Annotated in this window: 9 protein-coding genes; 3 read left to right on the top strand and 6 right to left on the bottom strand. The window is 54.8% G+C overall.

Features of this window, described 5'->3' with window-relative positions; translation table 11 throughout:
* Positions 1–2: 2 nt before the first annotated feature.
* A complete protein-coding gene (locus ACFQ2I_RS06875) occupies positions 3–1,754 on the top strand; it encodes a hypothetical protein (RefSeq protein WP_377563020.1) in 1,752 nt (583 codons plus the stop codon).
* Between the two features lie 199 nt (positions 1,755–1,953).
* Here the strand turns inward: ACFQ2I_RS06875 and ACFQ2I_RS06880 are convergent, their stop codons facing one another.
* Positions 1,954–2,904 (bottom strand): alpha/beta hydrolase, encoded by a 951-nt coding sequence (locus tag ACFQ2I_RS06880; protein WP_377563022.1) that lies wholly within the window; start codon positions 2,902–2,904, stop codon positions 1,954–1,956.
* A 423-nt stretch (positions 2,905–3,327) separates the two neighbouring features.
* On the bottom strand, positions 3,328–4,218 hold the full coding sequence (locus ACFQ2I_RS06885; protein ID WP_377563024.1) for a LysR family transcriptional regulator: 891 nt from the start codon (positions 4,216–4,218) through the stop codon (positions 3,328–3,330).
* A 118-nt stretch (positions 4,219–4,336) separates the two neighbouring features.
* Here ACFQ2I_RS06885 and ACFQ2I_RS06890 point away from each other — a divergent pair, with 118 nt between their 5' ends.
* Positions 4,337–5,398 carry a YeiH family protein gene (locus ACFQ2I_RS06890; RefSeq protein WP_377563027.1) on the top strand — a complete coding sequence of 354 codons (1,062 nt, stop codon included), beginning with the start codon at positions 4,337–4,339 and terminating at the stop codon, positions 5,396–5,398.
* Here ACFQ2I_RS06890 and ACFQ2I_RS06895 read toward each other — a convergent pair.
* Positions 5,395–6,681, bottom strand: a complete 1,287-nt coding sequence (locus ACFQ2I_RS06895; protein ID WP_377563029.1) for a mechanosensitive ion channel family protein — start codon at positions 6,679–6,681, stop codon at positions 5,395–5,397. The two genes, ACFQ2I_RS06890 and ACFQ2I_RS06895, sit on opposite strands and share 4 nt — an antisense overlap.
* A gap of 161 nt (positions 6,682–6,842) precedes the next feature.
* On the opposite strand from ACFQ2I_RS06895, the gene ACFQ2I_RS06900 reads away from it, so the two are divergent.
* Positions 6,843–7,124: an alpha/beta-type small acid-soluble spore protein gene (locus ACFQ2I_RS06900; protein ID WP_377563031.1), complete on the top strand. Its 282-nt coding sequence runs from the start codon at positions 6,843–6,845 to the stop codon at positions 7,122–7,124.
* A 201-nt stretch (positions 7,125–7,325) separates the two neighbouring features.
* Here the strand turns inward: ACFQ2I_RS06900 and ACFQ2I_RS06905 are convergent, their stop codons facing one another.
* The 3 genes from ACFQ2I_RS06905 to ACFQ2I_RS06915 all read right to left on the bottom strand — a co-directional run bounded on the left by ACFQ2I_RS06905 (position 7,326) and on the right by ACFQ2I_RS06915 (position 12,887).
* Entirely contained in the window at positions 7,326–8,417 is a 1,092-nt protein-coding gene (locus ACFQ2I_RS06905; protein WP_377563032.1) for a sialate O-acetylesterase, read from the bottom strand.
* 79 nt (positions 8,418–8,496) lie between these two features.
* Positions 8,497–9,768, bottom strand: coding sequence for a sialidase family protein (locus tag ACFQ2I_RS06910; RefSeq protein ID WP_377563034.1), 1,272 nt, complete (start codon positions 9,766–9,768; stop codon positions 8,497–8,499).
* Between the two features lie 107 nt (positions 9,769–9,875).
* The gene (locus ACFQ2I_RS06915; protein ID WP_377563036.1) at positions 9,876–12,887 is read right to left on the bottom strand and encodes a discoidin domain-containing protein; all 3,012 of its coding nucleotides are present in this window, start codon (positions 12,885–12,887) and stop codon (positions 9,876–9,878) included.
* Positions 12,888–12,919 lie beyond the last annotated feature (32 nt).

The following is a 12,919-nucleotide window of genomic DNA, read 5'->3' on the forward strand; positions in this document are numbered from 1 at the left end:
AAATGAGAAAGGAACAAGCCGATCACAATACATTAACGGCTATGCAGGAAGTGCTACAGCAATATGTCCCTGTCATTCAGTCATGGGTGACGGAGGACGGACATCTTCCTGATCCTTACGAGACCACCTATAGCGAGAACTACGCTCCCGCCAACGCAGCCGCCGTTCTCGCAAGCGTATGCCACTCCGGGGGAGACCTCGGGGCCGGCGAGTTGCTGGATCGGATGCTGAGCCGGACCGTAGAACTGCTTGAGGATAAACAAAATGTGAATCCGTTCTGCCGCGTGTTCTTGTATCACTACAGCTTGTTGGCGCTTCTTCTTGCACCTGAGGCTGAGCGCTCCCGATTGCTTCAGCGTTATGGCAGCGCTCTTGCCGCTTATGAGGATGACTGTCCCGTCGTCAACACGAATTGCGCTGCCTTGCAATGGAGCATGGAGCTGTTCGCGGATGCGCTCGGCTTGCGCCTCGCCAACGAACAGCTACTGCGGCACAGACTGCAATTCATCGAGCGGGCTCAGCTTCATTCCGGGTTCATCAACGACGAGGTGAATGAGGAGGAGTCGCTGGACGGCATGCCGATCGCCTACCATGCCTTCACATTGTTCCTGCTGACAAGCGCGTTCGCCGTCATCGAGCAATGGCCATCTTCGTTGAAGGCCTCCAAGGCAGAGGCTGAGCGCATCGTGCTCCGAGGGACAGCATGGCTGCGTCAGGCCATCGCCCCCGACGGAACATTCGCCATGGTGGAACGAAGCGGCTACCAGATGTTCGTCTGGGGAGCGGTCACCGCCTTGCTGGCCGCTACCATTCAGGACAGGAACGACGAATCGCTCATGTCCGAATCGTTCCGTTCATGGCTGTCTTATCGTCATGACGACGGGACTTATAGTTGCACGGCCAATCATCTTCCGCATTCGCTGCGAGCCGGTTACGAGCAATATACGCATCTCAATATGTACAATCTGCTGGGCTTAAGCGGGATTGCGATAGCTGCGCGGCTGCTGGAACGAAGAATACGGCTTGGCGATTCGCTATTGGAAGCGGGAAGCGAGAAGCTTCAGCATCATCCCGCAGGGGCTTCGCATGCGTACATTGATTACGGGAGCGGATATGCCTTCTATCGCCAAGGCGACGACTTCTTCGGCTGCACGCTGCGCATGCATAATCGTAGATACACGCCGGCCATACAAGGCTTCCACTTCCGGTTGGCCGGACAGAAGATGCCTATTGCAGAGCCGCGTCTGCCCGGCTCGACGGCTTCCGCGGAGCGCGCGGTTCAGGATGGGGTATGGGAAGGCTTCCTGCTGCTTGATCAGGAAGGCAACGTCCATTATCCGAATGCTCTCTCTAATGCTGAAGCCGTTCCCGCAGAAGATGGTCTGACGCTGATATCGGAGGGAGAGTGGGTGCGCTGCTCGAAGACCATTACCATGCGGAACGGCGTCCTTCGATGGAGGTATCAGCTTATCATGAAGCGGCCAATCACGTCATGCCAGCATGTCATCCCTCTGGTGGTGCACGACGGACGACATCCCTTGCGAGTCATGGCGAAGGAGGAATGCTTGCTGCTCATGCAGCACGATAATCGAAGCTATGAGCTGCGCTGCGACGACGCTTCATCCATCCGCATGGAGTTGAATCGTTCACTGCTCTCGGCCAGCGGTGCCTCTGCTCAAGTCTGTATCCACATAGCTGAATCGCTAGCTGCTGATTCTGTAATCGAGTGGGAGACTTCCTGCGCCATCGTATAAGATGCTTTCAAATATCGTCGCAATAGAATAGATCTGGCGATAAATCTATCGATTGATCTGTTGGCATAGCAGCGGGGCTGTGTCGAGTCCAGATATGGACCTGAGACAGCCCCGAAAGTCAAGCTCCCATATAGCCAGTTGCCTTTGCCCAGACACTAGCCCCACTATAATCATGAGCCAGCCAGCAGCCAGTCGTCGCTCACTTAGGCTCCACCGGCCATTCGCCCTCCAGCCACGCCACAATATCCCGGTACACTTCCTCCCTACCCAGCTCGTTCAATAATTCGTGCCGCATTCCCTCGTACAACTTCAGCGTGACGTTAGTCATTCCTGCAGCACGGTATAAGCTATACGCCTGCCGAACGGTTGTGCCGAAGTTGCCGACAGGATCGTCCTTGCCGGATAGGAACAACACAGGCAGCTCCTTCGGAGTCATCGCGATATGCTTCTTATCCGTCATGAACAGCAAGCCTTCGAACATATCCCGGAATCCTCCTGAGGTGAATACGAAGCCGCAGCGCTCATCCTGCAGGAAGCGATCCACCTCAGCCTCGTCACGGGACAGCCAGTCCTGAGCCGTCCGATTCGGTCTGAACCGCTTGTTGAACGTGCGGTAAGTCAGATTATACAAGGTAGCGCTGCGATGCCTAATCCCTTTCCTCCTGATTTCACGCTGGGCGAGCAGCTTGCCTAGCTTTAGAGAAGCTCTGACATAGTGCGCCGTACCAGACAGGATCAGTCCTGACAGCCCGGAGCCATGGACGATCGCATAATGCCGAGCCAGGAACGAGCCCATGCTATGTCCGAACAGAACAACCTTCAGCCCGGGATGCCGATTGCCGATGAACGTCCTTACCTCATGCAACTCATCAACCATACCGTCCCAGCCGCCCGTCTCGCCGAAGTAGCCCAGATCCTCCTGTGGAATCGACTGCCCGTGTCCTCTCAGATCGCTGGCATACACGATCCATCCCTGCTCAGCCAGATAACAGGCGAATCGATCGTATCGCTGTGCATGCTCGCATGAGCCATGAACCAGCTGTAAGACGCCTCGCACCGATGCTGGGACGCCGCCACTCTCTTCCCGCTCCCATTTGTAGACGCGAATAGCTCCCTCCAGCAATGCGAGCTCAGACTTCTTAACACCCACGCCCTCACCTCCGCTTCCTTTCCTAATACTTCTATTATATATCCTGAGCGATTGATCGGAAATAGGCGCCGCGGCTGTGTTAGCCTTCGTTATGCTAACTGTATTTCCTACAGCTAGTTCTCTCCCCATCACGCTTCATGAGTAATTAGCTGTATTTCCTCCATTAAAATGTCAGGTGATTGACGATCCTTCTCGATTAATCCTCATATAACTGTAGATTTTACAGTTAGGCTCTTCCAATTCCCCGATATGCCTAAAACTAAAGACAGAAAATACAGGTAGATCCACCTGAAAGCATAAATCACCATAAAGTGGAGTGAATGTTAACGTTCTCTCAATCTCGGTTATCATATCAGAAGAAATCGACGGCTTGACCACGCGCTATCGGCATGATTCACTGATGGATATCTTGGCCATCCTTTGTTAACTTATTGTGTGCACGCTATGCGCAAAGCAATAACGAATGAAGCTCTCCATCGCATCCGTCAAGTATTTATGCTTGTGATAGGCCAGCTTGAACTGACGGTTGAATGATAGTCCTTCCACCTTCACCGTACGCAAGAAGCCTGCAGATACTTCCATATGAACGGCCCGCTGCGAGATGACGGATATGCCGAGTCCCTCCGCTACGGCCATCTTGATCGTGTCGGCATTGTTGCAAGTCCATGTCGCCGTCCACGATAATCCATGCTCGGACATGACCTCTTCGAACGTATTCCTGGTACCGCTTCCCGCTTCCCGCAGGATGAAATTCTCCCCCTCCAGCTCTTTCGCCCCAACCGATTCCCGCTTCCAAAAGGGGTGTCCTTGGCCGCATATGCAGACGAGCGTATCCTCCGCGAACGGTCGGCTTATCAAATCGGCTTGTGTCACTTCTCCCTCCACAAGTCCCAAGTCCAATTGGTCGCCCAACAGCATCCCTTCAATTTTCGTCGTATTGTCTTCGACCACTTCCATCCTCGCACCGGGAGTCTGCATTTGAAATGCCGCTGCCAGCTTGGGTAATACGGTGGCGCCGATCGTAACGCTCGCACCGATGCGTATCATTCCGGTCTCTTGCATAGTGCGCATCTCACTCTCCGCATCGCTGTACATACGAAGAATATGTCGCGCGTAGCTCAGAAGCTTCTCACCGGCCCTTGTCAGGTACAGCTTCCTCGACAGTCGCTCGAATAATCGAATGCCATAATGCGCCTCAAGCTCCGCTATCGCCTGGCTTACTGCGGACTGGGATACATACAACGTATTCGCCGCGGCAGTCATGTTCATCTTGTCGCATACGGCTATGAATATTTGCAAGTGCCGCAAGGTCACGTCTATCACCTCTCACGTATCATAAGTATATGATTATTATATCCATATTAATGATTTATTTTACTTATAGCAATGGGAGACGTATGCTGGAGATGCATACTTCACGGGGGTGTACACGATGACGATTCATACTGAACCAACAGATGACTTGGCGGCTAGCACAAGAAAGACAGCCAAGCGTGGGATCGAAGAATCTCACACCTGGCTGCTTGGCGTCGGCTTCACATTATGTATCGCGTTGCTCGGCTGGGCCGCAAGCGCCCTTCCGGTGCTGGACCGGCTCGGACCACTCGGCTGCTCCATCGCGCTGGCTGTTGCTTACCGGCACTATAGAGACTACCCCGAGCCGCTGCGCAAGGGCATTCAGTTCTGTAGCCGCACGCTGCTGCGATTAGCCATCGTCTTGTTCGGACTAAGGCTGGATATACAGCTTGTACTGCATGATGGGCCCGGCTTGCTACTGCAGGCTGCGCTTGTCATTGCCTTCGCCGTCTTGCTCACCGTATCGCTCGGCAAGCGTCTGAAAGCCGACCCCGCGATCACGCTGCTGCTCGCGATCGGTACCGGCATCTGCGGCGCTGCCGCAATCGCAGCTGTCGCTCCGATTCTGCGTACGAAGGATGAGGATACAGCGATAGGAGCTGGCATGATCGCCTTGGTGGGCACGGTGTTCGCAGTCGGCTATACGCTGCTGCGTCCCATACTCCCGCTTACCGGGATCGACTACGGCACCTGGTCGGGCATCAGCTTGCACGAGATCGCTCATGTCGCGCTGGCATCCGCCCCGGCCGGAGGGGATGCGCTTGCGGCAGGGCTGCTGGCCAAGCTGAGCCGTGTGCTGTTGCTGGTTCCGTTCTGCCTGCTACTGCTTCTCTGGAAGAAGCGGAGCGGCGGGGCTGCGCAGCCGGACGCGAAGCTGGAATTCCCATGGTTCCTTGTGGGATTCATCGCAGCCAGTGTAATAGGAAGCTATGGCTTCGGCACCTACATTGACGTTCCTGCATCCGCTATGAATGGACTGGCTACAGCTACCTCGTTCCTGCTGTCCATGGCGATGGTTGGCCTCGGCCTGAACGTCAATATGAAGCAGCTCCGCTCCAAAGCGCTAAGACCCGTCGTCGCCATGTCGATCACCTCGCTTCTGCTATCCGTGCTGACTTACCTGACCGTCCTTGCTTAGTCCGACTCCGATACCATGACTCTGTCGCGCGATCCTTCGTGCAGTTCTCCCTCTTGATGGAACGCGCTCTTCAGATCATGTCCAGACGGATTCTGGAATACGCGAATACCGAATTCCGGCGCGACAGCCAGCAGATGATCGAATATATCGGACTGCACGCCTTCGAATACTTCCCATCTTATATCATTCACGAATGCATAGATTTGCAGCGGCAATCCCGTTCCATCCGGCTGCAGCTGCCGAACCATGCATGTCATCTCTTTATGAATGCCGGGATGATTATTGAGATAGCTCTGGATATAAGCTCTGAACATGCCGATATTCGTGAGCGCCCTGCCGTTCACTCTGCTGGACCGGTCAATTTTATGCTCCACATGATAACGCTCGATATCCAATTCCTTTTGCGCAATGTATGCTTTCAGGACATGGACTTTCTTCAACTTTTCGATCATCTCGGGACTGCAGATGGTGATGCTTGTCGTATCGATAGAGAGCGACCTCATGATGCGACGTCCGCCCGAGGTTTGCATGCCCCGCCAGTTTTTGAACGAATCGGAGATGAGCGCGTAAGACGGAATAGTCGTGTATGTCTTGTCCCAATTCTGAACCTTGACTGTATGCAGCGAGATATCCACCACGTCGCCGTCCGCGCCATACTTCGGCATCTCGATCCAGTCGCCGACCCGCACCATATCGTTGGAGGTCAGCTGCACACCAGCTACAAGGCCCAGGATGGAGTCCTTGAACACCAGCATCGTCACCGCTGACAGCGCGCCAATTCCGCTTAGCAGAATAAGCGGGCTCTGTCCAATTAGATTGGAGACGATCAGAATGCCGCCGATTGTGAAGACGAAGATTTTAATGACCTGAATGTAGCCCCGAATCGGTCTCGCCTTCGAGATCTCATACGTCACATAAATATCATTGATGGCATTGAGAAATGCGTTAATAACCATGAGAGCGACAATAATAATATAGATGGCTGTGCCTTGCTCAATCAGATGCTGGAACTTCGGGAATAAGGAAGAAGAAGAGTAAATAATGATTGCAGGCACCACATGTGAGAGTTTATGAAACACTTGGCGCTCCAGCAAGTAATCGTCCCATTTGACCTTGCTATTTTTAATGTAGTAGGAAACTACTCTTAGCACGATGCTCTTGGCGATGAAGTTGGCAGCCACGCTTAGACCGATAATGACGACAATTATAATCGCATTGGCCAGATAAAGGGACATCTGTTCATTAAGGCCAAAGTCTGCGATCCATTCTTTCAATAAATCCATACATACCTCCTCTTGATGTGTTAGATCACATTATACACTTCATTCCGCATGTACGAAAAGCCCCTGCTAGGCAAGTGCACCCCAGCCGTATCCATGATTCTCAGGATGAATATTCGTGTTCGGGGCACTTTATTAAAAAGTACATGAATGGAGTGATTGGCATGGCTAGAAGAAGGAGCAGAAAATACGCAGTGCCCGGAGTTGAGCAAGGGATGCAGACATTCAAAGCGAATGTGATGAAAAACGAAGGGTATGCCGTAAATCCCAGTCGTCCGGATGATGTGAAATACGAAGTGGCGAAAGAGATAGGCGTACCTTTGCAGGAAGGCAACAATGGCGAGTTGTCTACGGAGTCGGTCGGCCATGTTGGCGGCAAAATAGGCGGGCCGATGGTTCGCGAGCTCATTCGACTGGCTCAGGAAGAGCTGACGAAGCGCGAGTAGAGACGTAACTGCTTCGTTTCCTGGTGGATGAGCTACTTTTGGGGTGGACGAGGGCGGACGTGGTACTCTTGGCGGGGCTATGTGAGCATTTTGAGCGATAGCGCATACTTTTAGGCCCGTTTCCGGGGCTATGTGAGCATAATGAGCGATAGAGCACACTTGGGGGGTGCCGAACGAGACGGCTGGAAAAGAGTAGACATGTCACTCTTTCCCAGCCGTCTCTACTCCATATACCTGCTTCAAAGCCAGAGCCGCCAGCCGCTCCCCTACCGGACGCTTGTTCCGTGGATGAAGATTGTCCACCTCGCCCAAGTCCCTCGTCGCAATCATCCCGGTATTCGGCACAAGCTCCAACGTGCGGTTCTGCGCCGTACGTACAAGCTCCCATTCGTCCAGTCCATCAACGTAATCCGGCAGCTCAACGTAGAGAAATGGGAATGCTTCGCCTCCCCAGCCGCTGCGCCAAGCCTGGATCAATGCCGGGAACAAAGCGCCGTATCGCCGCCCCTTTTGTTCAAGCGCATCGCTCTCCCCCTGGTACCAGATGACGCCGCACATCGCATACGGCTGTATGGGAGATACCATCCCGTTATATAAGCCGAACGGGCGGCGAAGATCAGCTTGTCCCAGACGCTCTCCTTCCTCCGCGAAGTCTTCCCCATACATCGCTATAGCCGGGTCGCTGCAAGCCGCGCTTCGCGGAATCCAGCACGAAGCCTTCGTACCCGAGCGCGATACCTGAACAATTCCAACCGGTATGTTCAAACGCCGCTTCAGCGCACAAGCGAAAAAAACCGGCACTGCCGCCAACGGCAGCATGCGCTCCCGCGATACTTCGCGCCATTGTCCGTCCCGCACATCGTCCGCGGGTTCATCGGCAGCATATTCCTCCGCCTTGAACAGACGAATGACCGAGAGAGCGCCTTCGAAATCGTCCTCGTTGAACGAATCCGCCATCCACGCCGTCTCTTCTCCATAGATTTCCCCGAACGAATACCCCATATTAGATTGGCCGCCGGCAATCCACACTTCACCGATCATGATGTCACTTATCGCGAACTTGCTGTCTCCGCAGGAAATGGTCATCCCATACGGACCTCCAGCCGGAGCGGGGTCCAGTTCTATTCTCCATCTGCCGGACACAGCATTCACTGTCTTCCGCCGTCCCATGAATTCGACCGAGACCTCTTCGCCGTCACGCGCGTTCCCCCAGACCGGTATGGGCTTGTGCCGCTGAAGTACCATATGGTCGGCGAATATTTTTGGTAATACGAGCTTTTCATTCTGCATCATCGCATATCCAACTTCCTCTCATATAATAGGTTGAAGAGGGTTGAAAAGGGCGGTAGCAGTGAATCGTCATTGTCATAGCTTAATAGACAAGCTCCCGGAAGCGGCTTACTCGATGCAAGGATATGATGTTGCCGTTATGCGCGCATGGCGCGTTCCCATCGCCGGACCGGCTCAATATTAGCAGGTCGTCTCCCGCTATGACCATGCTGGCGTAGTGGCGAGCTTCCGTATCAGAATCCGTCTTGGCGACGAGCCCCGCGAAGCACCAATCGAAGCCGTTGCGCGAGAAGTGCAGCTGCAACCGGTTCCGCTCATTGTTCGGCAGATTGAATCGGCCGGAAGGCAGACGCTCCGCATGCGTCATGCTGTCGGTGGCCTGCGTGCTGAGCAGCCAGTACAGACGGGTCGGCTCATCGTACAGGATATGAAATTTCATCTGGCCGCCCGGACAAGGCACATAGGCAATCTTCCTGCCCGACGGCGCCTTCTCCAGCATCGTCAGGATGCTGCCGTCCGACTGCTCCACCGCCTTGGCAACGGCAGCGAATCCCGTTCCGCCCGTATGGGCCCGCATCCACAGATGAAAGGTGGCGCCCGACGGGTCATGCAAGTAATGGTTCTCGTCGACGAACTGCACGACATTCGTCTCGAGCCATCCCATGCGGTAGCAGACCCTCCCAGGAGCCACTTCGTTCGCACCACCCGCTTCAACCGGATAGAACGGGACGCCGAAGTAGTCCAGCTCCTCCTCCGGTATCGCCTGCTGGAATATTAGCTCCGAAGCGAACGTCCAGTTCTCCCTGCGGGACAGATCGCTGTCAGCCTTGCCGCGCAGCAGCACCGGCGCGATGACGCTGACCGGCCAGCCTTGGACGTCAGGCTTCGTAATATGCTCCATGACCAAGTATACGTTTCCTTTCGCGTAATGCACATTGGCCGGAGCTTGATGCCACACCTCTCCTTCCGTCAATACGGTGGGATCGCTCCAGCTGTCGCCGTTGTCGTCGGAGTACATAATGGTCAGGTCGTTGCAATGTCCGATGACGTAGACGCGGTTGCCGGCGGCGAACGGGCGGGCATGCATGAAGGGGAAGTCGGCGCGGTGCGTCCATGTCCGCCCATCGTCGTCGGACGTGAATACTTTGCCGTACCATAACGCTCCCCCTTCAATTACGCGCTTCGGTCCAGGCATCGCATGCATGCCCGGACCGCTTATATCCAGCGTTGCGATCAGCCGACCGCCCGGAAGCGCCGCAATCCCCGGGCTGTACGCATAGACGGCCGCCGGATCGGGAGACTCGTATACCTTCACATAGTCGGGAGCAAGCTCTTTCACTTTATACGGGTGCATTATTCACTCAACATCCTCTCTCCTAGCATGATTACCGACAGAACAGCCGACAAGCCTCCCCCGCAGCCTGTCGGCTTGGGGAGGCTTCTCGCGCTATCACTCGCTAGTCACTCGCTATAGACCTCAATCTCATTCACGCGAATATAATCCGGTTGCACTGCGGGTCCGCTTGTGCCGAGGATTCGCAGCTTCGAGCCGGTGACAGCAGGGAACGTATGAGTGCGATGATCGAACGTATTGCCGACGATCGCAGGCAGGCAATCAACCCAGGCCGAGCCGTTCCAATATTGTATGACGTAGTCCTTAATCGCATAACTTGTCGTTGTGTACAACTCCACTCTGCTGAACGTCTGCTCCGAGCCGAAGTCCAGCTGTATCCATTCCGGCAGCGCAGTGCCGTCGGTCGCCCAGCCGCTCCAATCCGTCGTCGCAGCGCCGTCATTCACCTTATCGGCGGAATAACCGTTGGCCGTATCCGTATTGGATGCGGAAGCCGTCGCCTCCCTCGCTAAATTGACGATGGATGCCGTATTCAGCTTCACCTGGCTAAGCTGCGGGCTGTACGTAAGTGTTCCTCCAGCGGGGAACTCCACCTTGACGAACTGCGTGCCGACCGGCAGCTTGCTGAGCGTGTACGTACGCTTCGTCCATGCGCCTTCGTTAATCGGAGAATCCGTATAATGCCAGCCCTGCTGCAGCTCCCAGGTGACGCCGTCCGGCGCCGTATAGATCGAGAAGTTGGCGATGCCCGGCTCATTATCCGTCGCATATAGAGCTGACAACTGGATATCGGTCGCTTCGCTGCGATAGACGACGTACTCCCGTTCTGCGTTCGTATTGTTCCTGGTCGCACGGCTGGAATCACCGAGCGCAGCGCCGTGCGCCGTATCGAAGTACAGACCCGCGCTATGCGAGCTAACCTTCGACCAATCGTTCAGTTCATCGATGACCGTAGCTGAATGCCAAGGCACATCGGATAGCTGCACCTTGCCCAGCTGCGGGCTATACGATACCGCCCCGCCGGTCGGGAACTTGATCTTCACATAGTTCGTGCCGGCCGGAAGCTGTGTCAATGTATACTCGCGCTTGGTCCAATAACCGCCGTTAATCGGGGAATCCGCATAACTCCAGCCGTCATGAGGCGACCAGGTCGTACCGTCCGCCGACGTATAGAATTGGAAATTGTCGATGACCGGATCGGTATCCGTGGCGAACAATCCCGTCAGCTTCGCGCGTGTCACACCATTCAACCAATACACGACCGATTGGGCCGCCATGCTTGTACTCTTCCGCATCACGCGGCTCGCATCGCCGAGCGCGGCAGCGTTCGACTTGTCGATCGCCAGACCAGTGCTGTACGAGCTCATCATGCTCCAATCGTTCAATTCATCCGTCATCGTCGTCCCGACACTCCTGGCGTTCGTGATCTCATAGAAGACGACGCCATGATGCTCCAGTGTTGGAGTCAGCGTAAGCATGTTGCCCGTCACGGTAGCCGTCGTCGTCACCGGCGTCAGCTCGGCCAGCGCCTGATAAGCCGCTTCACGGGAATACCAGTAATCCCGGTCCGCTTGCTGCTTCAAGCTGCGTGGCACCTCCATCGTATATTTCGACCAGGAATAGGAAGCGTCCGTCAACCCGCGGTTCGCCTTGTCGCTCCACCACGTCGGCCAGAAGTTGCCGTGCGTATCATCTACCACCCACTTCTTAACGGTGACGGTATTGCCGCTTACAGGCTCAATATTGCGGATCGTAATAGCGGGCGTCTCCCCCGTTACGCTGTTCATATCGTTATTGTGGTTATAGGCCATGACATGAACGGTGTCGGTTGCTTCGTCGTATCCTGCAATGCCATCCACTTCGTTAGATGGATCGCTGGATGTCCCTGAGAGCGTGCCATACAGCCGCTTGTCGCCAACCATCCGGTAACCCAGATTGGCGATATGCGTGCTTACGGCGGGAACGCCGCCCCACAAGCCTTCCGTACTCAGTCCCCAAGAGGAGAACCAATCGATATTCCAGTCGAGCATCGTCTGGAAATGCTTGGCGTCTGAGGAGGCTTGAAAGGAATGAGCCACAATCCGTGAATACAACGCTTTGGAATCCGCTCCGGAATTGATGCGTCCTTCGTCAATCCCGTACTTCAGGTTCGTCAAGCCGTTCGCCACGGCCCGATTGCGCAGCGTGGCGATCGTATCGATCAGGCTCTTCCCGCCAGGCATCGTGATGCCTGGCTTCAGATCATAGAAGGATGCGGTCAGGAAATCGATCTGCGTGCCGTTGCCTCCTGTCTTGTAGTTGGTTCCGTTCGGCCCCACTCCAGCGACATGGTCGATGAAGGAGAGCTCGTCCCACAAGCCTTCCGTGACCGTCATGCTGTGCGCGCCTACGGTCAAGTTGGCGGCTCCGATTGCCTCCTCCAATGCTGCGACGGTATAATCGTAGGTTTTGAAGAAAGCGATCGCCGTCGATTCAGCGCTCACGTCGTCATCGAACCATTCCGGATTCTCGTATTCAGTGAACACGCCCCATGTCCAATTCTTCACTTCGTTCAGGCCGAATTCGGCAATAAGCGCATCCGCAAGCGCCTTTATATAATTGTAGTACGCATCGTAGTCGCTAGGAGGTCTCAGATTGGTCTCCATGACGCCTACTTCCGGATTATCCGAATATTTAATGGGAATGTTGCCCGTCTTAATATGCGGCTTCAGCCCTTGGTCGACGACGTGATGAAGCGCGCCGATCAGCCGTGAGAAGTCGTAGTCTGTCTTATTCGACACGTCGGATGGGTCGACGAACAGATCACGGTTCGTATAGCAGCCCGGGAAGCCAATGTAGCAGCCGCCGGTCGCCGTCATGAACTGCACGTTCTCCACGAAGGGATAATTCGTCGCGAAGTAATTGGAAGGTTGGCCGTCAGCCTTCGTCGTCCAGTCGATCTCATAGTCCCAAGCGTTGATATCGGAGAACTTGTTCTCAATCAATTGCCCCTGAGCCGACAGATCGAACGACAACATGGGTCCTCCGTCGGCGTAAGCTTTGTCTTGCGGGGAAACTGCCATAAGCGTCGAACCGGATACAACGAGCGCGCAACACAAGGTGGTTAGCGATTTTCTCATTTTCCTTTTCCCCTTTCGATTAGAATGATTCC

Origin of the sequence: Paenibacillus chungangensis (assembly GCF_042675905.1) — a bacterium.
Lineage (GTDB): Bacteria > Bacillota > Bacilli > Paenibacillales > Paenibacillaceae > Pristimantibacillus > Pristimantibacillus chungangensis.